Genomic DNA, 26,997 nt, shown 5'->3' with positions numbered 1-26,997 from the left:
GGGAGGATGAGGGGTCAGGGCACGGGGGTGTTCGAGGCGGGCGGGGCCGACGGCGTCGTCGAAGGTGCCTGGGAGGTCGAAGGCGTGGTGGACGGCGCTGTCGGCGTCGTCGGGGGCGCCTGCGTAGTGGTGGGTGCCGTCGAAGGCGGCGGAGTGTTCGTCGCCGTCGTCTCGGGCCGGTCGTCCTTCGTCTCCGAAGGGGACGTCGCGGGCGGGGCGTCGTGCTTGTCCTGCGGCTCCTGGGCCTGCCCGCCGCCGATGATCTTCCCTATGGTCGTCCCGGTGCCGCCGCCGAAGGTCTTCCCGGTCGCGCCCTCGAAGCCGGTGATCGCGACGAGCGCCACCGCGAACGCCACCACGCTGACCCCGGCGATCACCGCCCAGCGTGGTTTGAACTTCCGGCCCGTGGGTTCCTCTTCGTCCTCGGACGGTTTCAACCGGACGGTCTCTTCTTCGCCCGGGTCGAGCACCCGGCGCCGCCCCGGCACGGTCAGCACCACTCGCGCCTTCAGCGCCGCGTCCTTCGTCCGCTGAAGCGAACGCAGGTACAGCTCGCCGCCGAGTGTCGTGATCACACTCGCCAGCCCGGCACCCGCGACCGTTCCGGCCACGCCGAGCGTGGAACCCAGCAGTGCCGCGGTGATCGCGGCCATCGCCGCCGCCGTCACCTGGATGATCCGGCCCTGCTTTTCCGTCTTTTCGGTCTTCTCCGTGCTCTCCTTGGTCATGATCCCGTTCTGCTGCTAGTCGGTCCTCACCCGTCCTAACGAATAAGGCGCGCGGGATGCTCCCTTCGTTGTCCGCACGTGAGGAGCGCCACGCTGTCTGTCCAAAAAGGACTGTCCACGGTTCACAACTCCTTGACATAATCGGACGTATGGATCTGGTATCGATCGAGGAAATCCGCGACGCGGCGAGCCGTGTCAAAGGCGTCGCGGTGCGCACACCCCTGCTGGCACAAGGGTGGGCGCCGTTGTGGCTCAAACCGGAAAGCCTTCAGCCGATCGGCGCTTTCAAGGTGCGCGGGGCCTACAACGCGATCGCCGCGCTGACCGAAGATCAGCGTTCCCGCGGCGTCGTCGCGTTTTCCAGTGGCAACCACGCGCAAGCGGTCGCCTACTCGGCGAAGCGATTCGGGATTCCCGCGGTGATCCTCATTCCGGACGTCGCCCCGCGCGCCAAGGTCGAGGCCACCAAGGCGCTCGGCGCCGAAGTCATCGAGGTCCCGATCGACGCCCAGGAGTCCTCCGCGCTCGCCGTCGCCGAGGAACGGGGGCTCACCATGATCCCGCCGTTCGACCACCGTGACGTCATCGCCGGGCAGGGCACCGTCGGCCTGGAGATCGCCGAAGACCTGCCGGACGCCGGCGTCGTCCTCGTCCCGCTGAGCGGCGGCGGGCTGGCCTCGGGCGTCGGCACGGCGATCAAGGCGCTGCTGCCGGACGCGAAGGTCATCGGCGTCGAGCCGGAGCTGGCCGCCGACACCGCCGAGGGCCTGCGCGCGGGCAGGCGGATCGAGTGGCCGATGGACCTGCGGGCGCGGACCAGCGCCGACGGCCTGCGCGCCCAGCCGTCGGACCTGACCTTCGCGCATCTCCAGTCGGTGCTCGACGACGTCATCACCGTTTCGGAGGAGGAGATCCGGGACGCCGTCCGGACGCTGGCGCACCGCGCGCGGCTGGTCGCCGAGCCGAGCGGGGCCACCGCGACCGCCGCGTTCCTCTCCCACCGCGAAGCGCTGCCGCCGGGCAAGGTCGTTTCGGTCGTTTCGGGCGGCAACCTGGACCCCGCGACCCTGGCCGACCTACTGGCGTAACTCGCGTGATTGGCGCCGTATCTCGCGTGATTGGGGACGTAACTCATGAGTTACGCCCCCAATCACGTGAGTTACGCCTTCGATCACGCGTGATGCGCGGGGCGGACGTGCGTCGGGGGCGAGTCGACCCCGCAATGGAGACATTCGCCCGGATGCGGTGACTCGTCGATGTCCTCGCCCGAAGGGGTGTCGAGGACACCGTTGTGGATGCCGAGCGCGATCAGCCCGCCGCCGATCGCCAGCGCCGCGCACACCAGCAACGCCGTCCGCCAGCCCGCGGTCAGCGCGACCGGATCGGTGTACGCGGCGCCGGAAAGCCCGGCGACGGCGGGCAGGACGGCGATCGCGAGCAGACCGCCGGACCGGGCGATGGCGTTGTTGACCCCGGAGGCGACGCCGGCGTACCGGTCCGGCGCGGCGGCGAGCACCGTCGCGGTCACCGGCGCGACGACCGTCGCCAGCCCGGCGCCGAACACGACGACGGCGGGCAGCACCGACCCCAGGTACGAAGATCCCGGCCCGACCCGCATCAGCAGGAGCATGCCCACGCCGACCAGGATCGGGCCGACGACCAGTTGCGTACGCGGCCCGATCTTCTGCGCGAGCGCGCCCGACCGGCCGGAGAACAGCAACATGATGACGGTGATCGGCAGCCCGGCGAGCCCGGCCGCGGTCGGCGAATAGCCCAGCGACACCTGGAGCTGCATGACCATCAGCATCATCACGCCGCCGAGCGCCGCGTAGACGACGAAGGTCAGCGCGTTGGCGAGGCTGAACGTCCGGTCGCGGAACAGTTTCGGCGGCACGAGCGGATCGGCGGAGCGGTGCTGGATCACCAGGAACGCCGCCAGCCCGGCGACGCCGAGCACGATCGCCACCAGGACGACGACGTCACCGATACCGCGCCCGGGCGCCTCCACGAGCGCGCCGGTGAGACCTGCGAGACCGATCGCGCCGACGGCGGCGGCGAGGAAGTCGGGATGTCCGGTCGCCTCCTCGTCGCGGGACTCGGGCACGTAGCGCCGGGCGAGCAGGACGCAGACGGCGGCCAGCGGCAGGTTGATCAGGAACGCCAGCCGCCACGACCACACCTGCACGAGGACGCCGCCGAGCAGCGGGCCGATCGCCGCCGCGATACCGCCGAGCCCGGACCAGGCGCCGATCGCGCGGGCCCGGTCGTCATGGGCGAAGGACGCTTGGAGGATCGCGAGGGAGCCGGGCGTGAGCAAAGCTCCCCCGATCCCTTGGAGGATCCGGGTCGCGACGAGCATCTCGGTCGTCGTCGCGGCGGCGCACAGCCCGGAGGCGACGCCGAACCAGACGACGCCGACGAGGAACATGCGACGGCGGCCGTAGCGGTCCCCGAGTGATCCGGCGACGAGGATCAGCGCGGCGAGCGCGAGGAGGTAGCCGTCGAGGATCCATTGAAGGCCCGCGACGGACGCTTCGAGTTCTTCGCCGATCCTCGGGAGCGCGACGTTGATGATCGTCCCGTCGAGCATCGCCATACCCGAGCCGACGATGGTCGTGGCGAGTACGCCGCGCGCCACCGGCGTCCCCCATCGGATTCCCGCCGCCGTGTCAGTCATGGGACGACTGAATCACGACGATCGGTGACCCGGCCACCGGGAAATCGGCGTGAATTCCGGGAAAGCGATCTTTCCCGGAATTACCTGACTCGTCAGGGAAGCAGCGTGGTGACGAATTTGTAACGGTCACCCCGGTAGATCGCCCTGGCGAACTCGACCGGTTTTCCGTCGGTGGCGAAGGAATGCCTCGAAAGGAGCAACATCGGCATTCCGACGTCGGCGCCGAGCATCTCCGCCTCGTGAGGTCCGGCGAGGGCGGTCTCGATCGTTTCCTCGGCCCTTTCGAGCTCGACGCCGTAGTGCTCCCTCAACACGGCGTACAGGGAGCCACCTGCGGAAACGTGTTTGCGCAAACCGCGGAACCGGCCGAGTGGGAGATGCGTGGTCTCCAGCGCCATCGGCTGCGAATCGGCGAGCCGGAGACGGCGAAGGCGAAGGATCTTCGCGCCCACCCGGATTCCGAGCAGTTTCGCCAGATCCGCTTCGACGGGCAGTTCGTCGATCTCCAGGAGCTTGGAGGAAGGCTTGAGGCCCTGCTTGCGCATGTCCTCGGTGTAGGACGACAACTGCAGGCGCTGCGCGAGTTTCGGTTCGGCGGCGAAGGTGCCCTTGCCCTGCACGCGGTGGAGCCTGCCCTCGGCGGTGAGGTCGGCGAGCGCCTGCCGGACCGTGGTGCGCGAAACGGTGAATTCCCCCGCCAGTGCCCGTTCCGTCGGAATCGGCGAGCCCGGGGGCAACGCGTCGAGAAGATCGAGCAGATGCTGTTTCAGCGCCCAGTACTTGGGTTCGCGCTGTCCGCGCATCCCTGCCGTAGCGCCCGCCTCACTCGCGGTGGTTGTCTCCAACATGACCGACTCCCTAAGCCTTCCCACTCGAACGCGCACCGTCCCCGCTAGGAAACGTACCCTTCTCCACAAACGTCCATTCGGGCTAGCATTGGTCTAGACCTACTCGGGGGACGAAGTACGTCCCGGTGGAAGGGAACGAGATGACCGAACAGCGCCCCGGCGAGCACATGGCCGCGGAGATCTCCCAGCAACCCGCCATTCTGGCAGGAATCGTGGAGCGACAGGCCGAAATCGCCGAGGTGGCCGAAGCCATCTCCAAGCGCCCGCCCAGGTTCGCACTGCTCGCCGCCCGGGGCTCCAGCGACCACGCCGCCCTGTATGCGAAGTACCTGATCGAAGTACTCCTCGGTCTCCCCTGCGGTCTCGTTTCGCCCTCCACCGCGACTTTGTACGGCGCCCGTCCCGATCTGCGGGACGTTCTCTTCATCACAGTAAGCCAAAGCGGTGGTTCTCCGGATCTCATCGAGGTCACCGAAACCGCGCGTCGCCAGGGAGCGCTGACCGTCTCGGTCACCAACACCCCGGAATCGCCGCTGCGCGCCGCCGCCGAACTCGGTGTCGACATCGGCGCGGGGCTGGAAAAGGCCGTGGCCGCCACCAAGACCTACTCGGCCACCTTGCTGTCGCTTTACCTTCTGATCGACGCGGTCCGCGGCGGCAAGGGCGAAGACGCGGAGAAGCTGGGCGAGCTCGCGCAGCAGACCCTCGACGGCTCCGTCGAAGGCGTGCAGCGCGCGGTGGACCGCTACCGCTTCGTCGACCGGGTGCTCACCACCGGCCGCGGCTACTCCTACGCCTCGGCGCTGGAAGGTTCCTTGAAGCTGGCGGAAACCAGCTACCTCGCCGCCCGCGCGTACAGCGGCGCGGACCTGTTGCACGGTCCGGTCGCCGCGGTCGACGGCGAGACCGCCGTGCTGGCCGTGACGAGCCAGGGCCACGGTGTGGGCGCGATGCAGGAGGTCCTCGAGGCCGTCGGCAAACGCGGCGCGGACGTGCTCGCGGTCGGTTCCGCTTCGGCCGACGTCCCCGCGGCGCTGCGGATCGGCGTCGCGCCGTCCGCCGAAGAGGTCGCCCCGATCCTGGAGATCCTGCCCATCCAGCGGATCGCGCTCGGCCTTTCGCTGGCGCGCGGCGGTGACCCGGACAGCCCCCGCGGGCTGCTCAAGGTGACCAAGACCCGGTGAGTCACGTAATCGGTGTGGACGCCGGAGGCACCTCGACGCGAGCGATCGTCGTCGACGCCTCCGGCGCCGTCCTCGGCACCGGGCGCGCGGGCGGGGCGAACCCCAACTCCCATCCCCCGCACACGGCCGCGTCGCGGATCGCGAGCGCGATCACCGGCGCGCTGGGCGGACTCGACCCGGCCGCGACGGCGGCGTGCGTCGTCGGCATGGCGGGCGTCAGCAAACTGAGCGATCCGTCGATCGCGGAGATCTTCGAAGCCGCTTGGAAGGACGCGGGGATCGGTCCGGTGCGGACGGTCCCCGACCCGGAGGTCGCCTACGCGTCGGCGACCTCTTCGCCCGACGGTTCGGTCCTCGTCGCGGGAACCGGGTCGATCGCCGGCCGGATCCGCGGCAGGCGCATGGTATCCACCGTCGGCGGCTACGGCTGGTTGCTCGGTGACGAAGGTTCGGCGTACTGGCTCGGCCGTGAAGCCGTTCGTTCCACTTTGGATGTTCTCGGCCGCGGCGGCGAACCCGGTCCGCTCGCGCGCGCCGTGCTCACCGAAGCGCTCGGACCGTCCGCAGTGGACCCGGGGAGCGACCGGACCCCGCTCTGGCGCGCGCTCATCACGAGCGCCAACGCCGAAGCGCCGATCCGGCTCGCCAGGTTCGCCCCGTTCGTCAGCGAGGCCTACCGCGAAGGCGACCCGGCGGCGGACGAGATCACCACCCGCGCGGCCGCCCTGCTGGTGACGAACGTCATGACCGCGCGGGATCCCGGCGAGACAACGCCGATCGTCTTGGTGGGCGGCGTGCTGTCCCCGGACGGCCCGGTCGGCGCGAAGGTCCGCGCCGAACTCGCCGGTCTCGAAGTCCTGACCAGCACCGATGGGGTACTCGGTGCCGCATGGCTCGCCGCCGTCGACGCCTATGGGGAAGGGGCGCCGCGGCCGGCACCCCGGTGAAAAAACACCCGAAACAAGCCCGAAAAGACCAAACCATCGACTCCGGGGCCGAACTCCGGGTACCGTAGGACCCGGCCCCCGGACCCTCCCCCCTCGCCGGGGGCCGCCTTATGTCCTGGGCAGCCCACCGGGCTCGGAATCCGAGGGATCCCCGTTCTCCTCCACCACCCGCAGACCGGGATGGTCCGGCGGCAGCGCGCGGTACAGCACCCAGCCGCTGACGGCGACCGTCACCGCGACCAGCGGCCAGGACAGCACCGTCCGCGCGATGCCGAGCGCGACCACCTGCCCGCTCCACCACAGCGAGCCGTACACGGCCACCCGCAGCGTGTACTGGAGGAAGACCCACACCCAGCTCGCCCGTGAATACGCGCGCAGCAGCGTGGGATCACGGCGCCAGCGGGTCTTCTGCCCGATGACGAGCCCGACCACGACGCCGAGCAACGGCCACCGGACCACGATGCTGGCCGCCCACAGCAGCGCGCTGGCCACATTGGACAGCAGCTGGATGAGGAAGAAGTCTTCGGCGCGGCCGGTGTGCAGCGCGATCAGCGCGGCGGCGATCACCGCGGCGAGGCTCACCACGACCGCGCGGGCCTTGTCGCCCCGCGCGACCCGGTACCCGCCGAGCAGCACCGCCACCCCGATGGCCACGCCGGAGCCCCAGGCGATCGACTGGCCGGCGATCAGCCAGCCCAGGACGAAGGCCGCGGGCGGGATGCTCGCGTCGATGGCGCCACGCCGCCCGCCGAGGATCTGGGCGAGCGACTCGCGCGGGGGTCGTGAGGTCACCCTTACAGCCTGCCGGATCTCTGAGCCCGAACACCCGGGCGGGGAGACGTTCGCCACACACCCTGTCCGGTTTACGCCCACTTGAGGGGAATCTCCGCAGCCCAGGAGTGTACATCCCGGTAATGGAGATGCATGGACGTCCGACAAAATAAGAGACTGTGTCAACGGGCTGAACCACGGGTTTCGGCAAGGCGGGATTGCAGGGGCGCTCTCAGCTGTTAGTTGTGGTGTACAAGTACCAACCGGGGGCACACGGACGGAAGGGGACCCAACGTGTACGGATTCGACAGCTATGTGGCGATAGGTGACAGCTTCACCGAAGGACTCAACGACGACTTGCCCGACGGCACCTTCCGGGGCTGGGCGGACAGGCTGGCGGAGATCCTCGCCGAAGGCAGGCCCGACTTCCAGTACGCGAACCTCGCCCTCCGCGGCAAGATGCTCGACGAGATCCTCGAAGAGCAGCTGCCCATCGCCCTCGAGGTGAAGCCCGACCTGGTCACCCTGTGCGCGGGCGGCAACGACATCATCGTGCCCGGCGCGGACGTGGACGCCGTCGCCGCGCGGCTGGAGGCGGGGGTCGCCAAGCTGCGCGAGGCCGGGATCCCGGTGCTCATCTTCAACGGGCCGGACACCAAGTACCTGTCCGTGATGCACGTCCTGCGGGGGAAGGTCGGCATCTACAACGCGCATCTGTGGGCGATCGCCGACCGGCACGGCGCCAAGATGGTCGACATGTGGGCGATGGCCCCGCTGCACGACCGCCGCGCCTGGAGCGACGACCGGCTGCACTTCACCCCCGAGGCCCACCGGCGGATCGCGCTGCGCGCGGCCGAGGTCCTCGGCGTCCCGGTCGCCGACGACTGGCGCGAGCCGTGGCCGGCGTCCGAGCAGCCGAGTACCTGGATCACGTCGCGCCGTTCGGATCTCGAATGGACGAAGGCGCATCTGCTGCCGTGGATCCGGCGTCAGCTCAAGGGCGAGTCCATGGGCGACGGCCTGTCCCCGAAGCGCCCCGCGCTCGCGCCGCTGCTCCCGCTGGAGCAGATCGAGTCGGGGACCGTCGCCCTGCCCGCCAAGGATCTGCGGGAGATCCACCACCACGCGAGCTGAAGGGGACTATCCCCTCATCTGGCGCAGCGAAGGGGCCCTTCACCACATCTGATGCGGTGAAGGGCCCCTTCGGCTCACATCACCCGAACGGGTCATGTCCTGTTCGTCCGATGCACCTACGCCGAGTGCGGCTTACAGTCCCTTTATGCCCGGTACACGCTGGAGCCGCTTGCTGCCTACAGCGCTGCTGGTCACGCTCGCCTTGACGGCGATCACCGTCTGGTCGGCCTCGGACGACATCGAGGCCGAGCTGGCCGCGCGCGCGAAGGCCGCGCTCGCCGACGTCGGCGTCTCCGGCGGGCAAGTGAGCTTCTCCGGCCGCGACGCGAGCCTCTCCGGGTTCCCTCCGGACAAGGCCGCGCAGGCCATCGACGCCATCCAGCGGATCGACGGGGTCCGGACGGTCGAGATCTCCGGTGACACCGCACCGCCCGCGGGCCCGGTGACGACCAGCGGCGAGCCGCCTGCCCCGAGCACTCCGCCGAGCCCTTCGCCCAGCCCCACGCCGACCTCGGCCAAGCCGACGGACAAGGCCGGGTTCCAGGCCGAGATCGACCGCCTGCTCGCGGCCACGCCGATCACCTTCGAACCGGACACCACCGACCTCACCCCGGACGGCGAACGCGGCGCGCTGGAGATCGCGAAACTGCTCACGGACGCGCCACGCGACCTGAAGTTCCGGATCACCGGATCGGTCGCGACCGGTTCGGACCGGAAGCTCGCGCTGAACCGGGCGCTCACGGTGGAGCGGCTGCTGGAGCGCAACGGGGTCAAACGCGACCAGGTGTACTCCCCCCAGCGCAAGAACTCCGACGGCGCGAGCGGCGAGGGCCGCCGCGTCGACATCACGGCGGAACAGAGGTGATGGCCTGATGCTCTGGCTCTTCGGGCAGATCTGGCTCTGGCTGCTCATCTCGTTCGCCCTCGGCTGCGGTGTCACCTGGCTGCTGATGCGCGGCGAACGACGTGAGCGGCCTGCCACGGAACCGGTGGCCCACGAGCCGGCGCGGGGATTCCCGGTCGAGCACGAACCGGATCCCGAACCCGTGCCCGAACTGCTTTCCACCGAACGGACGCAGTTCCTCCCGCCCGCGCGGATCCAGGACGACGACGAGCCGTACGACCAGGAGGCGGAAGGCCACCGCGAGGGTCAGCTGATCCCGGAACCGGTGCGGGCCTACCACCCGGAGCGGCCGGAACCGGCCGCCCGCAACGGCGAGGGCGCGCACGAACCCGAACCGGTCTGGCCGAGCGACGAGGACTGGCCGCCCGCCAGGCAGGCGCCCGAGCACCGGCCGGGGCAGGGCGGCTGACACTCGCCTGGTAAATTCGGCTACGCACTGTGAGCGGGACGCCGGGTACGTTTCTTCGATCGGGAGCTCCGGCACACGAAGGAGGCTCCGATTGGCGCTCCCCTATTGGACGCCGCACAACCTGCTGCCTCCTGGCCGCCATCCCGCCGATCTGGCCGATGTCTACGAGCGGCTGGTCTTCGACGCGCCACACCAGAACGACCGTGAAATCCTGTTCAGCGCGCTGAACAGTTACCTGGGCGTCGCCCGGCGGATCATGCCGACCGGCCGCGCGTGGATCGGCGGCGATCTGACCGCCAGGACCCCGCATCCGCCGCTCGGGCTCGACGTGGTGCTGATCCCGGACGAATGGGGCGCGCTCAAACGGCTCGACGACGCGGGCCGCTCGGCGCTGTACGGGCTGCTGACGTTGCGCGGGGTCATCGTCGGCCAGCCCGCGATGTATCTCGACCAGGTCCAGCCCGTCGGCGGCATGCTCGACGGTTTCCTCTGCCGCCCCGGCGACGAGGAGATCTGGGAAGAAGTGTGGGCATCGGGTGGCAGGGGAATTCCGGAAGTGATCTGGTGAGGAACGAATTCCGGCGTATCGCCGACGAGATCCCCGGCGGCACCTGGCTCGACGACCTCGCCCGAGCGTCGGCGATGGCCGCGTACGCGAAGTTCGAGCGGACGTCGCGCTCGCCGCTGCTCCGCGTGTCCGTGATCGGCGAATCGCATCTGGACGCGTACACCTTTTCCGACATCAGCCGCGCGTTGCAGGACGCGACGGCGAAGATCGGGCACATCATCCGCAATCCGTCGGGCGAGGTGACCTTCGTCCAGCCCGCGGACCGGGAAAAGGCCCCGCTGATCCAGCGCGGCCAGGCGGGCAACGCGATCTTCTTCGGCTTCCCCGAACCGGCGCTCGACGACGCGCTGATCCACGACGGGATCGAGTCGCTGTCCGAACGCGCGGTGAAGGAACTGTGCGATTTCCTGCCCGCCAACGGCTCCGACGACGGCGCGCTGGACGCGGTGCTGCTGCAGCGCGACACCGTCCGCAACGCGGTCAGCGACATCGTCAACGCGGTCAGCAAACACGCCGGGATCGGGATGGCGCTCACCCCGACGTCCGGCGACGAACTGACCCGCAGCATGACCACCGAGCAGGCGAGGATCCTGTCCGGGAGCCTGCGCGAGTCACGCGAGGCCGTCGGCTACGAAACGGTCAGCGGCAGGCTCGACGGGGTCCGCACCCGGCGCCGGATCTTCTATCTCGAACGCGAATCGGGCGGCACGATCCAGGGCGCGGTGGCGCCGGATCTGCTCGACGAGATCAAGGAGAACCTGGACCGGCCGGTGACCGCGCGGTTGCGCGTCGTGCGCACCACGACCATCGACGGCCGCCGCGGCCGCCCGGTGCACGAACTGCTGGAGATCACCCCGGAAGTCAGCCTGTTCGATCAGTGATCGGGTTTCCGACATTCGGCGATGCCACAATTCTCGTCAGAAAATGTCGATGACCGCTTGATCATCGTTGAATGATGACTTTTTCCGGCAGGTAACAATTTCGGCCATTGCCCCGAACGATGGGTTAACGTCTTCGGACGGAAGCCTCCGAAAGGGCACGTATGCCGACCGATCCACCTCTCCCGCACCCACCCGCCACCCGCTACGGCCCGGGGTTCGCCGCGCACGGAACACGGCACCGCAAACCCAAGAACGGCCTGGTCATCGCAGGTTTCCTGGTCGGCTTGGCAGCGCTCGGGGTCGCCTTCGTCCCGGTCGCCGGGATCGCCGCCTGGCCGCTCGCCGTGATCGGAATGATTCTTTCCGTGATCGGTTTGACCAAAATCAAGAAGGGCGAAGCGGACAAGAAGGGAATGGGGATCGCGGGGCTCGCGCTTTCCATCGCGGGTCTGCTGGCCGCCGGCGGGTTACTGGTCTACACCAGTTTCTTCGCCACCGGCGAGTCCGGCTTGCACGTCCCGGCCGTCGCCGGGGACAAGAACACCGTCGAGTTCATCGTCAGCGCCTCGGGCGGCGCGACCATCCGGTTCGGCTCGCTCAACGACCAGCGGACCGAGACGACCCCCGCCAGCACCGACGAATGGCGCGGCACGGCGTCCTTCAACTCGGGCGACTACCTGCTCACCGTCACCGCGGACACCCGGAACTCGTCGGTCAGCAACCAGATCGCCTGCACCATCCTGGTCAACGGCCAGAAGGTCGCGGAGAACAAGGGGCAGACCATCGCCCTGTGCACCGCCGGCACCCGCTGACCCCACACGTTTCGTCCTCTGAATGCGGTCCTTGCGTGTGCAAGTACCGCATTCAGAGGACGAAACGCGGTGGTGCCGCCTGGCGGCCGGCCGGTATCGCCCCCACCTCCACCGGCCGGACCGCCACGAGCCGCTCCTGGCGGCTCTTCAGACGGGCCCGCGAAGGGCCCGCCCGAGCGCCGATCCCTACCGCATGCCCCTCCCCTAGGGCTCGATCGACGCTGAACCGGACCCTACGCGCGTGTGCGGCGAGGCCACTAAGAATCCGCTAAGGATCACTCACGGACTTTCGCCGAGGTCGGTGAGTTCCGCACGGACCATTCCCGCGAGCTTCGGATTGACGTCCGCGAGGATCTTCAGCGCGAGCGCGAACTGTTCGCGGGCACCGTCCACATCCGACCCGGCCCGCAGCACCCTGCCCAAGGTCAGCCGCAGTACGCCCTCCTGGAGGACGAACCGCCTGCTGATCGTCAGGTCCACGGCCTCCCAGACGTACCGTTCGGCCGCGGCGAGTTCGCCGATCCGCATGCTCAATTCGGCCAGGTTGTTCAGCGAGACGACGACGTAGCTGTCGTCGCCGAGGGTCCGGTCGATCTCCAGCGAGGCGATCTGGTGCCCGATCGCCTCGATGAACCGCCCCGCCCGCTTTTCGGCCTCGGCGCAGTTGTTGAGCGCCTGCCCGCGCAGTTCGAGGTCGCCGGTCCGCTCGGTCTCCTCGACCGCCCGCCGCAACGTCCCGATGGCCTCGTCGTACCGGCCGAGCAGCGTCAGCGCGGAACCGAGGTGGATGTTCGCCGAGACCATCAGCCGGTCGTCGCCGATCGCGCTCGCGAGTTCCAGCGCGCGTTCGGCGTCGGCGAGACAGCCCTGCGGCAGCTCGAAGGTGAGCGCGATGGCGCACCGGGAGATCAGCATCCAGCACTGGCCGAGGACGTCGCCGGACCGTTCGGCGGCCCCCAGCCCGATCCCGACCAGCCGCGTCCATTCGTCCAGCAACGGGTACACCGCACGATAGGTGTGCGCGACCCGGGCCAGCCGCCACACGTCGTCGTGCCGTCCGGCGGCACGGGCGGCTTCGAGGACTTCGAGCAGGTTCTCCCATTCCGCGGTGAACCAGTCCTGCGCCTCGTCGAAGGAACCGATCGGCGGCGTCTGCGCGTCGGTCAGCACAGCGGTGAAATCGAGGGGGTCGACGATCCGCAGCATCTTGCGGCGGGCCCGGTCGGCGACGGCCTGATAGAACCGCACCGACCGCGACAGGACGTCCTCCCGGTCGGCCTCGTCGAGTTCGTTCTCCGCCAGTTCGCGCAGGAACAGCCGGACGAGATCGTGCGGGACGAAGGAATCGCGGCCGGTTTCGGCGAGCAGGTTGTGCGCGGCGAGCACCCGCAGATGCCGCCGCGCCTCGGCGACGGTGATCCCGCCGATCGCGGCCGTCAGATGCGAACCGGCCGAAACGCATTGGACGACGCCGAGCCGCAGGAACGTGTTCGCGACCTCGGCGGGCAGACCGCGGAACGAGACGTCGAACGCCGCGCGGACGCCGTCGTCCGGACCTTCGACGTCGAGCGCGGCCAACCTGGTCCGCTCGTTGCCGAGCTCGTCGACGAGATCCTGCGCGGACCACTGCGCGCTGGCGGCGAGCCGGGCTCCCGCGATCCGCAGCGCCAGCGGGAGATAGCCGCACAGCCGGGCGAGAGCGTGGTTGAGGTCGTAGCCGGCGGGCCCGGCGAGTTCCTCGATCAACCGGACGGCGTCACCGGGCGCGAGCGTGCCGAGCACCCGCAGTTTGGCGGCATTGGACACGGCGAGCCCGTCGAGGCGGGAGCGGCTGGTCACCAGCGTCATCGACCGCGAACCGGGCGGCAGCAACGGCCGGACCTGGTCGGCGGAGCGGGCGTTGTCGAGGATCACCAGCATCCGCCGGCCGGCGATCATCGACCGGTAGAGGGCGACGCGTTCGTGGACCTGCTCCGGGACGCCCTCGGCAGGGACGCCGAGCCCGAGCAGGAACTGAGTGAGCAGCTCGGCGGGCTCCAGCGGCGGATGGTGCGGATCGAACCCGCGCAGCGCGGCGAAAAGGATGCCGTCGGGGAAGCGGCGGGCCGCGCGATGCGCCCACCACACCACCAGGCTGCTCTTGCCGATCCCGGCGGTGCCGGTGACCACGCCGACCGCGGTCTCGCCCGCTTCGGCCCGCTCGGCGAGTCCGTCGAGCCAGGCCAGATCCGCCTCGCGCCCGGCGAGGTTCGGCACCGCGGGCGGCAGCTGCTGGACGGGCCCCGCCTCGGGCTTCGGCTCGGCGACGACCTTGACCGGCAGATCGTCGTTGAGGACGCGTTCGTGCAGCCAGCGCAGGTCCGCGCCGGGTTCGACCCCGAGGGTGCGCAGGGTCGCCCGGGACACCGTGCGATAGAGCTCGAGCGCGTCGCCGCGGCGTCCGGCGTGGTAGAGCGCGCGCATCAGCTGACCGGCCGTGCGCTCGGCGAGCGGATTCGCCCGGACCAGCGGGCTCAGCTCGACGATCAGTTCCGCGTGCCTGCCGAGTTCGAGATCCGCGTCGACCCTGGCGCCGTGGACGGCGAGCCGCAGATCCTCCAGCTCGGGGGCGCGAACCGAACTCGGCACGCCGGCCAGCGCGGGCCCTTGCCAAAGGGCGAGGGCCTCGGCGAGCAGTTCGGACGCCTTCTCCGGTTCTTCCGTCGAAGCCCGCTCCAGCAGGGACCGGGCGCGGTGGACGTCGATCCGGTCCGGCTCGACGGTGAGCTGGTAGCCAGGCGGCGTGGTGCGGATCTGGGCGCCGTCCGGGTGATCACCCTGGATGCCCCGGAGCACGCGGCGCAGATGCGAGACGTTGCCGTGGACGATCGTGCGGGCGGTGGCGGGCGGATCGTGGCCCCACAGCGCGTCGATGATCTCGTCGAGCGCGACGACCTTGTTGACCTTCAGCGCCAGCAGCGCGAGCAGCCCGCGGACACCGGGGCCGCCGACGGGGACGGGCCGATCGCCGTCGAGGAGGCGTACGGGACCGAGGAGCTGGAAGCGGGCAGGGGAACCGCTTTCGGCCATGACAAGCCCCCCTCCCTCCGATCTCTCCCCTTACCGGAGTAGCCAACCTACCGCGCGAAGAGCCCGCCAACCAGAACGCGGCTGGTCGTGAAGGCCTCCTTCCCTACTTTGAGGGTAGGGAAGGAGGCCTTCACGGACGCTCGATACGGACAAATGCCCCACGGGGCTTCTGTCCACTATGGACTTCCGGGGAGGCTGCGCTCAGCACCAGGGGCTCGCCTGAAGTACGTGAAGGCCCCCTTCCTGTACCTAGGCGCAAGGAAGGGGGCCTTCATGTACCTGGCAGGCGCGTGCTGTGGCTGCTGGTGCCGGTGGGGCGTGCGTGGCGGCCCGCAAGTCCGTGAATGCCTCCTTGAGGGACCCAGAGTCCCTCAAGGAGGCCTTCACGGACCGGACCCGTGCCACTCAACGACACGAAAAAGGCTCCGTGCCATCAGTCCCGATCTGATGGCACGGAGCCGGGGGATGTCCGACTTGGGCCGCCTGGGGGCGCGACCCACATCGGACATCGGCGTCCACGTCCGTCCGGGTGGGCTCACCCCGAGCGAAGAACCCGTTCGGTCGTCGACAACACCTACGTGAGCGAGCCCACTGGCCCGCTCACGTGGCGACAACGTAACAGGGCGCACACCGACGGCTACAAGCGCCCCGTCATGGCCTTCGCGACCTGCGGTTTCGTCAAACGGGTCAACGCGTCAGCGGTGTCGAGTCGCGGCCGGCGATGAAGGCCGGACGCGGTTCGATCGCGGCGTACGGCTTCTGCAGCGCGTTCTCGACGCTGTTGAACACGACGAAGATGTTCGACCTCGGGTACGGCGTGATGTTGTTCGAGGAACCGTGCATCACGTTCGAATCGAACCAGAGCGCGGAACCGGCCTGCCCGGTGAACTGGTCGATCCCGTATTCGGCGGCGAGCGAGGTGATGTCCTCCTCGCTCGGGACGCCGACCCGCTGCTCTTTCAGCGAACTCTTGTAGTTGTCCTCCGGGGTTTCCCCGGCGCACTGCACGAAGGTCCGCTGCGAGCCCGGCATCACCATCAGCCCGCCGTTGAACGGGTAGTTGTCGGTGAGCGCGATGGAGCAGCTGACCGCGCGGGGCACGGGCATGCCGTCCTCCGCGTGCCAGGTCTCGAAGTCCGAGTGCCAGTAGAACCCGGTGCCCTTGAAGCCGGGCATGTAGTTCACGCGGCTCTGGTGGATGTACACCTCGGAGCCGAGGATCTGCCGCGCCCGGTCGAGCACGCGCGGGTCGCGGACGAGTTCCGCGATCAGCTCGCTGGTCTCGTGGACGTCGAAGATGGAGCGGACCTCACCGGTCTTGGCTTCGGTGATGACGCGCTCGTCGTCGCGGTGGTCCCCCGACGACATCCTGACGAGTTCCTGCCAGTACGTCTGGACTTCGCCAGGCGACAACAACTGGTCGACGACGGTGTAACCACGCGTTTCGTGGTTGGCGAGCGTGGCCGCGTCCAAGGGGCCGTCGGCCTCGGTGCCCCAGACGGTGGGGTGCGTCCTGGGCAGGTGTTCGGGCTTACCCGTGATGCGGGTCGGGTAACTGTCGTCGACTCGGGTGTCGGTCAGCGTCAATGCAGTCGCCTCCTCGAGCGTTTCCTAGGGTTCGGTGACGAGCGGGTACACGCCGTTTTCGTCGTGGACCTCACGGCCGGTGATGGGCGGGTTGAACACGCAGACGCACTTGATCTCGGTCTTGGGCCGGACCTGGTGCTTGTCGTGGTCGTTGAGCAGGTACAACGTGCCCGGCTTCAGCTGGAAGACCTCGCCGGTCGCGGTGTTTTCGAGCTCGCCTTCACCGGAGGTGATGAACACCGCTTCGATGTGGTTGGCGTACCAGAAGTCGTTGACCGTCCCGGCGTACAACGTGGTCTCGTGCACCGAGAAACCGACGCCCTCCTTGGCCAGCACGATGCGCTTGCTGCGCCAGTTCGGGGTCTTGATGTCGGCGTCGGTGTCGGTGACCTCGTCGAGTGTTCTGACAAGCAACGGAAAACTCCTTCTCGTTCTTGGTTGAGGGCGGTCGGTTCGGGTCAGTTGAGGACGGAGGCCACAGCCTCGTCGATGATCGACAGGCCCTTCGTGAGCTCGTCGTCCGTCAGCGTGAGCGGCGGGAGGACCTTCATGACCTCTCCGTCCGGCCCGGAGGTCTCCATCAGCAGCCCGCGCTCGAACGCGGCGGCGCAGACCTTGCCCGCGAGGTCGCCGTTGGCGAACTCGATGCCCCGGGCGAGGCCGCGGCCCTTCGCGAACAGGTTCGCGTCCGGGTACGCCTCGACGATGCCCTGGAAGGCGGCGGCGATGCGCTCGCCCTTCGCCTTCGTCGACTTCTCCAGCTCGTCGTCGCTCCAGTAGACGCGCAGCGCCTCGGTCGCGGTGACGAACGCCGGGCTGATGCCGCGGAAGGTGCCGTTGTGCTCACCCGGCTCCCAGACGTCGAGGTCCGGGCGGATCAGCGTCAGCGCCATCGGGATGCCGTAGCCGCCGATGGACTTCGAGAGGCACACGATGTCGGGTTTGATACCCGCGTCCTCGAAGCTGAAGAACGGGCCGGTGCGGCCGCAGCCCATCTGGACGTCGTCGAGGATCAGCAGGATGCCGTGCTTCTTGCACAGGTCGTCCAGCGCCTTGAGCCACTCGATACGGGCGGCGTTGATGCCGCCCTCGCCCTGCACGCCTTCGACGATCACGGCGGCGGGCTCGTTCAGGCCGCTGCCGGAGTCTTCGAGCAGCTTCTCGAAGTAGAGGAAGTCCGGGATCGAGCCGTCGAAGTAGTTGTCGTACGGCATCGGGGTGGCGTGCACCAGCGGGACACCCGCGCCGCCGCGCTTCATCGAGTTGCCGGTCACCGAGAGGGCGCCCAGCGTCATCCCGTGGAAGGCGTTGGTGAAGTTGATGACCGATTCCTTGCCGGTCACCTTGCGGGCGAGCTTCAGCGCGGCCTCGACGGCGTTCGCGCCACCGGGGCCGGGGAACACGACCTTGTAGTCGAGATCGCGCGGCCGGAGGATCTTCTCCTGGAGCGTCTGGAGGAAGTCCCGCTTCGCCACGGTGAACATGTCGAGCGCGTGCGTCACGCCATCACGGGCGATGTAGTCGATCAGCGCCCGCTTCAGCGCCGGGTTGTTGTGCCCGTAGTTGAGCGCGCCGGCGCCCGCGAAGAAGTCGAGATAGGCCTTGCCGTCTTCGTCGTACAGGTAGCTCCCCTGGGCCCGGTCGAACACCACGGGCCAGCCACGGCTGTAACTGCGTACTTCGGATTCGAGTTCCTCGAAAATGCTCATCACGTTTTCTTTCTCCCTGAGATCCCCGGATTTACGTTCTATTGACTGCTGAGCGGACCGATTCGGTACAGGTCCTCCCGCTCATGCGTTCCTTCCTCGGCCGGGAAATCCGTCGCGGAGAACAGATCCTGGCGTTCCACGGTGGTGTCCCACCGCTTGGCGAACGAGGCGAACAACCGGATCGAAGCCTCGTTGTCCGGCGTGATCGTGGTTTCGAGGTACCGCACGCCCTGCGCGGTCAGACGGCTGAACAGCTCGTCGAGCAGGGCTCCGGCCAGGCCTTTTCCCCGCTGGGACGCGTCGACCGCGACCTGCCACACGAAGCCGGTGTCCTGCTTGCGGTATCCGATCACGAAGCCGACCGGGACGCCGTCGACTTTCGCGACGACCGAGGTGTCGGCGAAATCGTGGCACCACAGCAAATAGGCGTAAGGCGTGTTGAGATCGAGCTTCTTCGAATCGCGGGCGATTCTCCAGAGCGCGGCACCGTCTGCCTTGGTCGGAGTTTCGATCAAGTGCTTTCCGGACATGTCCAAGAAACGTACCGGAGGATTCGGGCGCGGTCAGATCAGCGCGGCAGCGGCAACGCGGCTACCTGCAACAACCTCGAAACACACGTGATAAAGGTAACTGTAACGTTTGAAGCGCAGCACGTGTGGGTAAGGCCGCTTCGGTGCGGTCTCACTGCACGTGACGATACCAACCGTTACCACTTCGTCGCACGGTCAGGGCGCGATTCGGCACCTGATTCCGCTATTCACGACGCCGCTTTCGCCCGGCGATCGCACCGATCGGCGTCCAGATGGCGGGCAGGACGAGCAGCAGGCAGACGACCAGCCACCACACCGGTGCCTCGCCGCGCCGCCAGCCCGCGACGACGTCGCCGAGCCAGCCGAAGAGCGGGTCGCGCACCGGTGGCAGGAACGCGGCGAACAGCAGGGCCGCCACCACCAGCACGCCGAGCACCGTGAGCACCATCCGCCACGTCTTGCGCAACGTCATCAGGCTGACCACCAGGAACACGACGGCGCCCGCGGCGACCGGCACGCCGACCCACTGCAGGACCGGGCCGCCCTGTCCACCGAGGACGAAACCCGCCAGCACGGTGATCAGCGCGGCGAGCACGTTCCATGGCGACGGCAGGGTGGCCGCGCCCCGCGTGATCCACCACGCGCTGCGCCCGGCGGCCTTGGCGAAGGTCGCGGCGGGCTGGACCGATTTCGGCACCCGCGTCGCCCCCGCGGCCGCGTTGAGCCCCGCCGCGCCCGCCTTGACCAACGTCTTCGTCAGGAGCATCGTCCCGCGTTCGTGCTCGAACCGTTCGCCGGAGACCTGGCACGCCTGGAACGCGCGCTGCGTCTGCTCGTCGGTTTCCGGCTCGTTCTCGATCAGCCGCCTGAACCGTTCCGACGGTTTTCCGTTGCCCTTGGCCGTTTTCGCGTCGTGTCCGCAGTGGAGGCCGACGCACGGCAGTTCCTCGCGCGCGATCTCCAGCTGCCGCACCCTGGCGAGCACCATCGCCGTCACCGGCATGCTGATCGGCAGGACGGCTTCCCCTTCGACATCGGCGAGTTCGCCGTCGAGACCGAGGAAAGCCAGTTCCCCGGCCAATTGCGCGCGCAGGGCGTCCGCTTCCTCTTGCGACAGCCCGTCTTCCGTGCCCGGCTGTCGCCAGCCGATCGCCTTGAAGGTGTCCCGCACCTGGGTCCGGAACGCCTCGCGCCCGACGACGTCGCGCAGCAGCCGCAGGCGTTTCGGGTCGAGCAGGCACTGCACCAGCCAGCCCGCGCCGTCGACGCGGCCCCACATCCAGTCGTTCGCGCGCCAGGACGCCTTGTAGAACGCGCCGAAGTAGTCGGCCTGCATCCCGGTGAGCTTGTCCCAGGATCGGCGGCGCTTCATGTCCATCAGCGTCCGCGAATCCGCGCTCACCTGGACGAGATCGACCCGCTGGTCGACCGACGGCGGCTGCGCGAGCAGTCCCCGCGTCGCGATGTGCAGGCGCACCAGCCGCGAGGTGACGATGGGATCTCCAGCACTCGTGTCGTCCGACGTGAGCCCCGTCCAGGCGAGCAGCGTGCTGACCGCGTCGGCGGCTTCGGTATCGGGTTTCGCCTGTGCCAGCGGCAAAAGGATCGGCGTCGCCTGCCGGAGCGCGGCGACGACGAGCGGCCACGCCTCCTTCAGCGTGTCCGACCGGCCGAGCTTGGCCCATTCCTTGGCGAGGCCTTCGATCCAGGCGGCCAGCGTGACCTCGGCCGACGGCGGGCCCTGTTCGGTGACCCAGCCCGCGAGCCGTTTCCCCCGCGCGGCCTTGTGCCGCGCTTCGTGCAGCAGCACCCGGCAACGGTTGAGCTGCACCGCCTGCTCCGGCGACGGATCGAGCCGGAAGCCGGCGTTCACCAGCTGGAGACCGGTGGCGACGGAATCGTCGAGCGCGGTGGTGCGGAAGGCGACCAGATCCGTGAACTCGCAGGTGTCCTTCGGCGGCTCGGTGGGCAGGCCGTCCCGCAATCCGGCCGCCGCGGCCGCGCGCAGCTGCGCCGCCGTACCGGACGCCCACTGACGACCTTGATCCTCCACATCGGACAGTGAGAGCCTGCGGGTCGCCTCGCGGACCAGCGCGGTGGCGTCCTCCTGCACCCGCCGGTCGCGGTAGTCGTTCATCAGCCGCTGGTCGACCAGCGTGTCCGGGCCGCCGCGAACCCCCATCGCGGCCAGGGAGACCCTGGTCCCCCTGGTGCGGACGACGGCGTCGTTGTGCCTGGTCAGATCTTCCAGTTCGGCGCTGATCGTCTGGCTCAGCACGGTGCCGACGACCTTGCTCATGGCGCTGCCCAGCAGCGGCGGGCGTTCGGGATCGACCGCGACCCGCTCGGCCTCGCGTTCGGCCGTCGGCACCACGTACAGCAGCAGCCGCCGGACGTCCGAATGCGACTGCCGTTCGAAGATCTCCCGCAACGCCGGCCGCAGCGGTTTGTTGAGCAGGACACCTCCGTCGGTGAGCCAATGCGACCGGGTGACGTCGGTGTACTTCGTCATGTCCGGATGCAGCGGGCCGGTCTTCTCGCCGATCGGCATCCTGGACAGCTCGAACGCGCCGGGGAACGACGCGGTGGAGCGCGCCGCGAGCGCGAGCGGCCCGACCACGTCGTCCGTCCACAAAGGAGCGTCGAAGCGGAACAGCAGCCGATGTTCGGTGTCCCGCACCAGGTTTCCGAGCGCGTCGTCGAACCGGGTCGTCTCGCCGTCGATCATCGTGCCGGTGAGCAGCACGGTGATGTCGGGACAGTCGGGTTTCACCGTCGCCTTGTCGGTGATCCGGTGCAACGCGTCCTTGAGATCCCCGAGCAGCACCTTGTCGCCGTCGAGCAGCGAACGCGGTTCCTTCTCGCCGGGATCGCGGATCAGGTTGTCGAGCGATCCCGTGCTGATCCACGTGTCACGCAGCACCTGTGGGCTCGACCGGAACGCCTCGGCCAGCCCGAGGCACGCCGCGTTGATGCCGCCCGCGCTCGTGCCGGTGAGCACGTCGAGCGAGACGGTGGCGTTGAGCAAGTCGAGCAGGGCCCGGTACGGGCTCTTCGATTCCGGTGTTCTCGATGCCTGCAACAGATGCGAGGTCTCGGTGGCGACCCCGCCCATCCAGACCGCGAGACTCGCCCCGCCCACCATGGTCATCGCCAGCCGGATCTCCTGCGGCCACGGGCTCCCCGCGTCGGCCATGTGCGCCCTCCCCAAGGCTTTGCTGCAGGGGGCACTCTAGACCGGACGGCGGACCCGGTGTACCGCCGATGGGGCAGCCATCCGCGCATTTCGTCCTCTGAACGCGATCCTTGCGCAGGCGAACTACCGCATTCAAGGACGAAATGCGGGAAGTGTCAGGCGGCGAAGTGCTCCAGGAGGAGGACTTGGGCCTCACCGACGGCGAAGCCCAGGACGGCGCCGGTCGCGATCAGGATCCATTCGTCCTGCTGGAAGGCCGGCCGCAGCAGGCCTTCGAATTCGCGCGGCGACAGCTCCTTCATCTTCGTCACCAGCACGTTCCGGATGTCCATCGCGTCGGTCGCGTAATCCTCGATGTACCGCATGGTCTCCGGCAGCTTGTCCATGATCTTCTCGGCGATGTTCAGCTTCATGTCCTGATACCGCCTGCTGCCGACGGCGAACACCACCAGCGGTTTCCCGACGCCGACGCGGCGCCCGAGCTGTTCGTCGAGCTGACGCTGGATGAGCCCGAGCACCCGGTCCGACAGCGGCCCGTGCAGCACGGCCTCGATCACGTTGTGCGGGGTGATGATCTCCTTCGCGATCAGCGCGCCGTACGCCTCCGCGACCTCACCGCGCCGCTTCAGGAACAGCCCCTGCCAGCGCACGCCGAAGTACCGGCGTTCCTCGATCGGGTAGAAGATCATCCGCAGCGCCAGCCAGTCGGTGAACCAGCCGGTGAAAAGCCCGAACAGCGGCATGATCAGCGGGAACTTGAACAGCACCCACGCGATCATCTGGATGACGCCGATGAGCCCGCCGAAGAAGATGCCGGAGCGGGCGATGAACTTGAACTCCTTGTCGCCCGCTTCCTGGAAGATCCGGTTCAGCAGCCGTTTGTCCTTGACCAGTGCGGTGACCACCATGCCCTTGAGGTCGAACACACTGTCCACATCGGACTTGATGAGCTCCAGCACGGCCGCGACCATCCGCGGCGTCTCGGCCTGGACGCGCTGGATCACCAGCCGCTGCATCCCCACCGGCAGCGATTCCCACAGTCCCGGCTGGTAGTGGGCGGCGACGTCGCGCACGATGTCCTCGACGGCCGCCTGGAGCGGTTTTTCGATCTCCTTGGCGATTCTCTGCGGATCGAGCCGGGCGACGACCTCCGCCGGTTTGATCAGCTGCTCGGTCATCGTGTCGCAGGCGATGCTCGCCATCCGCGCGGCGCGTTTGGGCACGATGCCCTGCCAGCCGAGGAAGGGTTTGATCCCGATGAACTCGACCGGCTGGAACATCATCCGGATCGCGACGAGTTTGGTGGTGTAGCCGATCAGGGCGGCGACGATCGGGATGGAGACGTAGATCGGCCAGTGCTCGCCGAAATCGGCGAGGATCCCGTCGAGGAACGCACCCATGCCGGGGTCAACCGGCGCTCGGGTCGCAGGCCTGCCAGAACTGGGCGCCGAGCCGGGAGATATGGACCGTGCGTTTGACGAACTTGGCCCGCTTCACCGATTTCTCCGCCTCACGGACGGTCTCGTCGGTCAGCAGGATCTCGTACTGCGTCTCCAGCGCGGGCACCTCTTCGTCCAGCTCGACCAGGCCGAGCCCGATCAGCCTGGTGAGGTAGCCGGGCACCTGGTCCGGCAGCGACACCCCGGCCGCCTTGCCGACGGTGGAGGCGTTGCGCAGCACGAACCGCCCGGCGGCGCCGAGGCTCGTGCGCTCGGCGACGTCGACGGCGGGGAACGGCGAGCCATCGGAGAGCGCGGAAAGGATGCGGGCCTCGTCCGGCGTGAGCTGCCGCAGGATGATCGCGTAGAGGTATTCGCGCGCCCGCTCGCGGCCGAAGCCGATCGAGTGGTTGAGCAGTTCGGCCATCGCCGCGCGGAGCGGTTCGAGCTGGGCACGGGTGTGCACGAGGGTGATGGTGGCCTCGACCGGCCGGGAGCCGTTGGTGTCGGGCCGGTTCATCGCGGACGCGGCGGTGAGCGCGGCGTGGTACGGGTCGTCGACCTCGTCGAGACGGCGGCGCAGCTCCGAGAGCAGCTGCCGCTCACCTTGTTTGACGATCTGTTCGGCGATCTCGACACCGGGGAGCTTGCGGGTGAACTCGAAGCCCGTGCGGGCGGCCCAGCCCGCCAGCTGTCCCGCGCGTTTGGCGAAAGCGGCCAGGTCTTCACCGGCGGGTCGGTCGTTGCTCACGGGCACTCCCCTCACGTTCGCGCTGATGCTACCTGCGAGTAGGCCGAATGGCCGAAATTGTGATCGACGAGGGTGTTTGGATGGTCACCATGAGCTTCACGCGCTGGGGTCCGCCGATCGACGTCCTCCCGTTGTTCGCGCGGGAGGAGCAGGCCTTGCTGGACGTGCTGACCGGATTGGACGCGGACCAATGGGCCGCGCCGACGGTGTGCACGGGCTGGACGGTGCACGACCTCGCGGCCCACATCCTGGGCGACAAACTCGGCAGGCTGTCCCGCGACCGCGACGACTACCGGACGACGGCGCCTCGCGAGGGCGAACGGTTCGGCGACTTCATCGACCGGATCAACGACGAATGGGTGGTCGCGTGCCGGCGGCTGTCCCCCGAAGTGCTCTTCGCGATGCTGGTGGACAGCACCTCGCAGATCGCCGAGATGTTCGGCCGCGCCGATCTCGACGCCGTCGGCGATCCGGTGAGCTGGGCCGGGGACGAGCCCGCGCCGGTGTGGCTCGACGTCGCCCGTGAGTACACCGAGTTCTGGGTGCACCAGCAGCAGATCCGCGAGGCCGTCGGCGCGCGGCCGCTGGACGATCCGGACTTCCGCGGGCCGGTGATCGACACCTTCATGCGGGCGTTGCCGCACACCCTGCGTGACATCGACGCCCGCGTCGGCCGGCAAGTCGCCTACACCGTCACCGGCCAGGGCGGCGGGAAGTGGACGGCACGGCGGACCGCGGACGGCTGGGAACTCGACCGCGTCGCGCCGACGTCACGGGCGCCGCTGGCCTCGGTGACGACGGACGCGGACACCTTCTGGCGGCTGTGCACCCGGAACCCGGCGGACCGCGCCCGCGTCACCGCCGAGGGCGACGAAAACGTTTGCGCCGCCGTGCTCGGGATGACGTCGATCATCACATCAGCGTCTGTGGGTGAACCCGCGTCCGCGATCGACGTCGGCAGGGCGTGACCTGGTCTTGCAGGTCCCGAAGGTGGTTAAGGCGCCCTGCCACCGCGATAGCGGGGCCTACGGCCGGGGCGGGTTCACACGCTCGGTCATTTTCAGGTCCCACCTTCAGCTCCGCCATCACATCAGGTAGCGGCTCACCTTCTCCGGCCGGATGAGGAGCCGCACGAGGTCGAGGGTCTGGATCCCGGCGAGCTCGCCCGCGTGGGCCGGGTCTTCGAGGTCCCAGTAGCGCTCGGCGAGCCTGGCGGCCAGGTCGTGCGCCCCGTCGGGTTCCACCGTGGCGGGGCCGGAGACGGAGACCCAGCGCTCGCGCTCGCCCACCGGCGCGGCCACGATGATCGACGCCCGAGGGTCGTCCTTCAGGCGTCGCACCTTGGGCGACTCACGGGGCGTGAACAGCTGGATGGCGCTGTCGGCGGTGGCCTCGAACCACACGGGCCGGACCGGGCCGCCTGCCACGGTCAGGAATCCGTGCAGCGGGCGGCGGAGGAATTCGAGGTCGTCGGAGGTCAGCATGAGCTCGATTCAATCCGGCCGGCTCGGACGTGCCCATAGGTGAAAGGCCGGATCACCTGTCCATTCGTCTAATCTCGGCCGCGTGGACGTGTTCAGTGACCTGATCCGCGGCGTGCGGTCCCACGGTTCGTTGTTCGGCAGCACGACGCTGTCCCCGCCCTGGGCACTGCACTTCGTCGACGGCGCGCCGCTGACCCTGTGCGCCGTGCTCACCGGGGCGGGTTGGATCGTGCCGGAGGAGGGTCCGCCCGAGCCGCTACGCGCGGGCGAGTCGGTCATCGTGCGCGGACCCGCGACGTTCACCTTCGTCGACGAAGTCGGCACTTCGGCCGAGCCGCTCGCGTGCGGCGAGCACTGCGCGACGCCCGAACAGGGCGGGACCCGGCACCGGCTCGGCTGGGTCGACGACCCCGGCGGCGAGACGACCTTGATCGTCGGCGCGTACCCGGTGCGCGGCGAGATCGGCCGCCCGCTGCTGGACGCGCTGCCCGTCGTGCTGCGGGTGGACGCCGGGGGCGCGGGCGACCCGGTCCTGGAACACCTCGCCGCGGAGGTCGCCATCGACGCGCCGGGTCAGCAGGTCGTCCTCGACCGGCTGCTGGACTGGATGCTGGTCTGTTCCCTGCGCGAGTGGTTCGACCGGCCGGGCGGTGAGCCTCCGGCGTGGTGGGCGGCCCAGCGGGATCCGGTGGTGGGTGACGCGCTGCGCCTCCTGCACGCGGAGCCGGCGGCGCCGTGGACGGTCGGTTCGCTGGCCGCCCGGGCCGGGGTCTCGCGGTCGACGCTGGCCAAACGGTTCGCCGAGCTGGTCGGCGAACCGCCGTTGACCTACCTCACCCGCTGGCGGATGACGCTCGCGGCGGATCTGCTGACCGGCAAGGCGTCCGCGACCATCTCGGACGTCGCGCGCACCGTCGGCTACTCCGACGCCTTCGGGTTCAGCGCGGCGTTCAAACGCGTGCGGGGCGTCAACCCCAGCGAGTTCCGGGCCGGCGTCGCTCAGCGCAGTTGATGCCGGGACTTCTTGGCCTGCTTGCGCAACTGCAGGATCCGGGCGCCGCCGACGAGCGCGACCAGCGCGCCGCCGGCGATCACCGAGAACAGCATCGCGACCGCCAGCGGCATGCTGCCGGACATGCCGAGGAAGTGGACGGTGGCCGTGTCCTGGTTCTGCAGGATGAACACGAGCAGGAACACCAGCACGATCAGCGCCACGATGACGGCGATCCAGGTGCCGCTCACCCTGGTCCGTTTGAGTTTCGGGCCGGCCTCGAACTTTCCGCTGTGTCGTGCGCCGCCCGCGGTCTCGGGCGGGCGGACGGGAACCTCGGCGGCGCCTTCCTCCGGCTGCGTCATGCAGGACAGTGTC

25 protein-coding genes are annotated in these 26,997 nt (G+C 69.0%); 11 read left to right on the top strand and 14 right to left on the bottom strand.

Annotated features, from left to right (window positions below; translation table 11 throughout):
- Nucleotides 1-14: 14 nt before the first annotated feature.
- On the bottom strand, nt 15-728 hold the full coding sequence (locus DMC64_RS10115) for a hypothetical protein (RefSeq protein ID WP_125733294.1): 714 nt from the start codon (nt 726-728) through the stop codon (nt 15-17).
- A 149-nt stretch (nt 729-877) separates the two neighbouring features.
- On the opposite strand from DMC64_RS10115, the gene DMC64_RS10110 reads away from it, so the two are divergent.
- Nucleotides 878-1,816, top strand: coding sequence for a threonine/serine dehydratase (locus tag DMC64_RS10110; protein WP_125733293.1), 939 nt, complete (start codon nt 878-880; stop codon nt 1,814-1,816).
- An 83-nt stretch (nt 1,817-1,899) separates the two neighbouring features.
- Here DMC64_RS10110 and DMC64_RS10105 read toward each other — a convergent pair whose 3' ends face one another.
- Together DMC64_RS10105 and DMC64_RS10100 are read right to left on the bottom strand one after the other, a co-directional pair.
- Nucleotides 1,900-3,405, bottom strand: coding sequence for an MFS transporter (locus DMC64_RS10105; RefSeq protein ID WP_125733292.1), 1,506 nt, complete (start codon nt 3,403-3,405; stop codon nt 1,900-1,902).
- Nucleotides 3,406-3,497: 92 nt separating this feature from the next.
- A complete protein-coding gene (locus tag DMC64_RS10100; RefSeq protein ID WP_005160527.1) occupies nt 3,498-4,253 on the bottom strand; it encodes a GntR family transcriptional regulator in 756 nt (251 codons plus the stop codon).
- A gap of 140 nt (nt 4,254-4,393) precedes the next feature.
- Between DMC64_RS10100 and DMC64_RS10095 the strand changes: the two genes are divergently transcribed.
- Together DMC64_RS10095 and DMC64_RS10090 are read left to right on the top strand one after the other, a co-directional pair.
- Complete coding sequence (locus tag DMC64_RS10095; RefSeq protein WP_037336305.1) at nt 4,394-5,437, top strand: SIS domain-containing protein; 1,044 nt, start codon at nt 4,394-4,396, stop codon at nt 5,435-5,437.
- Nucleotides 5,434-6,384 carry an N-acetylglucosamine kinase gene (locus tag DMC64_RS10090; protein ID WP_125733291.1) on the top strand — a complete coding sequence of 317 codons (951 nt, stop codon included), beginning with the start codon at nt 5,434-5,436 and terminating at the stop codon, nt 6,382-6,384. Before DMC64_RS10095 ends, DMC64_RS10090 begins: the two co-directional genes overlap by 4 nt.
- Nucleotides 6,385-6,492: 108 nt before the next feature.
- Here the strand turns inward: DMC64_RS10090 and DMC64_RS10085 are convergent, their stop codons facing one another.
- Entirely contained in the window at nt 6,493-7,176 is a 684-nt protein-coding gene (locus DMC64_RS10085; protein ID WP_125733290.1) for a DUF3159 domain-containing protein, read from the bottom strand.
- Nucleotides 7,177-7,449: 273 nt separating this feature from the next.
- Here DMC64_RS10085 and DMC64_RS10080 point away from each other — a divergent pair, with 273 nt between their 5' ends.
- The 6 genes from DMC64_RS10080 (at nt 7,450) to DMC64_RS10055 (ending at nt 11,863) form a co-directional block, all read left to right on the top strand.
- The gene (locus DMC64_RS10080) at nt 7,450-8,289 is read left to right on the top strand and encodes an SGNH/GDSL hydrolase family protein (RefSeq protein WP_125733289.1); all 840 of its coding nucleotides are present in this window, start codon (nt 7,450-7,452) and stop codon (nt 8,287-8,289) included.
- A gap of 145 nt (nt 8,290-8,434) precedes the next feature.
- Complete coding sequence (locus tag DMC64_RS10075; RefSeq protein ID WP_233629611.1) at nt 8,435-9,154, top strand: OmpA family protein; 720 nt, start codon at nt 8,435-8,437, stop codon at nt 9,152-9,154.
- Nucleotides 9,155-9,161: 7 nt separating this feature from the next.
- Nucleotides 9,162-9,602: a hypothetical protein gene (locus tag DMC64_RS10070; protein WP_125733288.1), complete on the top strand. Its 441-nt coding sequence runs from the start codon at nt 9,162-9,164 to the stop codon at nt 9,600-9,602.
- 91 nt (nt 9,603-9,693) lie between these two features.
- Nucleotides 9,694-10,170, top strand: coding sequence for a hypothetical protein (locus DMC64_RS10065; protein ID WP_125733287.1), 477 nt, complete (start codon nt 9,694-9,696; stop codon nt 10,168-10,170).
- Nucleotides 10,167-11,051 (top strand): hypothetical protein, encoded by an 885-nt coding sequence (locus DMC64_RS10060; protein ID WP_037335497.1) that lies wholly within the window; start codon nt 10,167-10,169, stop codon nt 11,049-11,051. The genes DMC64_RS10065 and DMC64_RS10060 overlap by 4 nt, the downstream gene beginning before the upstream one ends.
- 161 nt (nt 11,052-11,212) lie before the next feature.
- Nucleotides 11,213-11,863: a DUF4190 domain-containing protein gene (locus DMC64_RS10055; protein ID WP_125733286.1), complete on the top strand. Its 651-nt coding sequence runs from the start codon at nt 11,213-11,215 to the stop codon at nt 11,861-11,863.
- Nucleotides 11,864-12,142: 279 nt separating this feature from the next.
- Here DMC64_RS10055 and DMC64_RS10050 read toward each other — a convergent pair whose 3' ends face one another.
- The 8 genes from DMC64_RS10050 to DMC64_RS10010 all read right to left on the bottom strand — a co-directional run bounded on the left by DMC64_RS10050 (nt 12,143) and on the right by DMC64_RS10010 (nt 24,144).
- Nucleotides 12,143-14,932, bottom strand: coding sequence for a BTAD domain-containing putative transcriptional regulator (locus tag DMC64_RS10050; protein WP_125733285.1), 2,790 nt, complete (start codon nt 14,930-14,932; stop codon nt 12,143-12,145).
- Between the two features lie 687 nt (nt 14,933-15,619).
- Complete coding sequence (gene thpD / locus DMC64_RS10040) at nt 15,620-16,519, bottom strand: ectoine hydroxylase (protein ID WP_037335490.1); 900 nt, start codon at nt 16,517-16,519, stop codon at nt 15,620-15,622.
- Nucleotides 16,520-16,543: 24 nt separating this feature from the next.
- Entirely contained in the window at nt 16,544-16,933 is a 390-nt protein-coding gene (locus DMC64_RS10035) for an ectoine synthase (protein WP_007033454.1), read from the bottom strand.
- Nucleotides 16,934-16,977: 44 nt separating this feature from the next.
- Nucleotides 16,978-18,228: a diaminobutyrate--2-oxoglutarate transaminase gene (ectB, locus tag DMC64_RS10030; protein WP_125733284.1), complete on the bottom strand. Its 1,251-nt coding sequence runs from the start codon at nt 18,226-18,228 to the stop codon at nt 16,978-16,980.
- A gap of 38 nt (nt 18,229-18,266) precedes the next feature.
- Nucleotides 18,267-18,758, bottom strand: coding sequence for a diaminobutyrate acetyltransferase (ectA, locus tag DMC64_RS10025; RefSeq protein ID WP_037335484.1), 492 nt, complete (start codon nt 18,756-18,758; stop codon nt 18,267-18,269).
- Between the two features lie 223 nt (nt 18,759-18,981).
- On the bottom strand, nt 18,982-21,954 hold the full coding sequence (locus DMC64_RS10020) for a patatin-like protein (protein ID WP_125733283.1): 2,973 nt from the start codon (nt 21,952-21,954) through the stop codon (nt 18,982-18,984).
- A gap of 155 nt (nt 21,955-22,109) precedes the next feature.
- The gene (locus DMC64_RS10015; RefSeq protein ID WP_037335480.1) at nt 22,110-23,354 is read right to left on the bottom strand and encodes a DUF445 domain-containing protein; all 1,245 of its coding nucleotides are present in this window, start codon (nt 23,352-23,354) and stop codon (nt 22,110-22,112) included.
- 7 nt (nt 23,355-23,361) lie between these two features.
- Nucleotides 23,362-24,144: an Abi-alpha family protein gene (locus tag DMC64_RS10010; protein WP_016337650.1), complete on the bottom strand. Its 783-nt coding sequence runs from the start codon at nt 24,142-24,144 to the stop codon at nt 23,362-23,364.
- Between the two features lie 80 nt (nt 24,145-24,224).
- On the opposite strand from DMC64_RS10010, the gene DMC64_RS10005 reads away from it, so the two are divergent.
- The gene (locus DMC64_RS10005) at nt 24,225-25,112 is read left to right on the top strand and encodes a maleylpyruvate isomerase family mycothiol-dependent enzyme (protein WP_125733683.1); all 888 of its coding nucleotides are present in this window, start codon (nt 24,225-24,227) and stop codon (nt 25,110-25,112) included.
- A gap of 117 nt (nt 25,113-25,229) precedes the next feature.
- Here the strand turns inward: DMC64_RS10005 and DMC64_RS10000 are convergent, their stop codons facing one another.
- Nucleotides 25,230-25,628 carry a pyridoxamine 5'-phosphate oxidase family protein gene (locus DMC64_RS10000; RefSeq protein WP_125733282.1) on the bottom strand — a complete coding sequence of 133 codons (399 nt, stop codon included), beginning with the start codon at nt 25,626-25,628 and terminating at the stop codon, nt 25,230-25,232.
- An 82-nt stretch (nt 25,629-25,710) separates the two neighbouring features.
- On the opposite strand from DMC64_RS10000, the gene DMC64_RS09995 reads away from it, so the two are divergent.
- Nucleotides 25,711-26,640: an AraC family transcriptional regulator gene (locus DMC64_RS09995; protein WP_125733281.1), complete on the top strand. Its 930-nt coding sequence runs from the start codon at nt 25,711-25,713 to the stop codon at nt 26,638-26,640.
- Here DMC64_RS09995 and DMC64_RS09990 read toward each other — a convergent pair.
- On the bottom strand, nt 26,628-26,984 hold the full coding sequence (locus DMC64_RS09990) for a lipopolysaccharide assembly LapA domain-containing protein (RefSeq protein WP_037335474.1): 357 nt from the start codon (nt 26,982-26,984) through the stop codon (nt 26,628-26,630). The two genes, DMC64_RS09995 and DMC64_RS09990, sit on opposite strands and share 13 nt — an antisense overlap.
- Nucleotides 26,985-26,997 lie beyond the last annotated feature (13 nt).

It is taken from the genome of Amycolatopsis sp. WAC 04197 (assembly GCF_003947475.1).
Lineage (GTDB): Bacteria > Actinomycetota > Actinomycetes > Mycobacteriales > Pseudonocardiaceae > Amycolatopsis > Amycolatopsis japonica.
The sequence above is the reverse complement of the archived record's forward strand: the minus strand, read 5'-3'. Positions and strand labels throughout refer to the sequence as shown.

What these genes read in the sequence shown, in the direction of transcription:
- DMC64_RS10075 (WP_233629611.1), top strand. Translation starts at nt 8,435, where the DNA reads ATGCCCGGTACACGCTGGAGCCGCTTGCTGCCTACAGCGCTGCTGGTC.
- DMC64_RS10095 (WP_037336305.1), top strand. Translation starts at nt 4,394, where the DNA reads ATGACCGAACAGCGCCCCGGCGAGCACATGGCCGCGGAGATCTCCCAG.
- DMC64_RS09990 (WP_037335474.1), bottom strand. Translation starts at nt 26,984, where the DNA reads ATGACGCAGCCGGAGGAAGGCGCCGCCGAGGTTCCCGTCCGCCCGCCC.
- DMC64_RS10000 (WP_125733282.1), bottom strand. Translation starts at nt 25,628, where the DNA reads ATGCTGACCTCCGACGACCTCGAATTCCTCCGCCGCCCGCTGCACGGA.
- DMC64_RS10055 (WP_125733286.1), top strand. Translation starts at nt 11,213, where the DNA reads ATGCCGACCGATCCACCTCTCCCGCACCCACCCGCCACCCGCTACGGC.
- DMC64_RS10110 (WP_125733293.1), top strand. Translation starts at nt 878, where the DNA reads ATGGATCTGGTATCGATCGAGGAAATCCGCGACGCGGCGAGCCGTGTC.
- DMC64_RS10015 (WP_037335480.1), bottom strand. Translation starts at nt 23,354, where the DNA reads ATGGGTGCGTTCCTCGACGGGATCCTCGCCGATTTCGGCGAGCACTGG.
- DMC64_RS10115 (WP_125733294.1), bottom strand. Translation starts at nt 728, where the DNA reads ATGACCAAGGAGAGCACGGAGAAGACCGAAAAGACGGAAAAGCAGGGC.
- DMC64_RS10070 (WP_125733288.1), top strand. Translation starts at nt 9,162, where the DNA reads ATGCTCTGGCTCTTCGGGCAGATCTGGCTCTGGCTGCTCATCTCGTTC.
- DMC64_RS10100 (WP_005160527.1), bottom strand. Translation starts at nt 4,253, where the DNA reads ATGTTGGAGACAACCACCGCGAGTGAGGCGGGCGCTACGGCAGGGATG.
- DMC64_RS10105 (WP_125733292.1), bottom strand. Translation starts at nt 3,405, where the DNA reads ATGACTGACACGGCGGCGGGAATCCGATGGGGGACGCCGGTGGCGCGC.
- DMC64_RS10005 (WP_125733683.1), top strand. Translation starts at nt 24,225, where the DNA reads ATGGTCACCATGAGCTTCACGCGCTGGGGTCCGCCGATCGACGTCCTC.
- ectB (WP_125733284.1), bottom strand. Translation starts at nt 18,228, where the DNA reads ATGAGCATTTTCGAGGAACTCGAATCCGAAGTACGCAGTTACAGCCGT.
- DMC64_RS10020 (WP_125733283.1), bottom strand. Translation starts at nt 21,954, where the DNA reads ATGGCCGACGCGGGGAGCCCGTGGCCGCAGGAGATCCGGCTGGCGATG.
- ectA (WP_037335484.1), bottom strand. Translation starts at nt 18,758, where the DNA reads ATGTCCGGAAAGCACTTGATCGAAACTCCGACCAAGGCAGACGGTGCC.
- DMC64_RS10050 (WP_125733285.1), bottom strand. Translation starts at nt 14,932, where the DNA reads ATGGCCGAAAGCGGTTCCCCTGCCCGCTTCCAGCTCCTCGGTCCCGTA.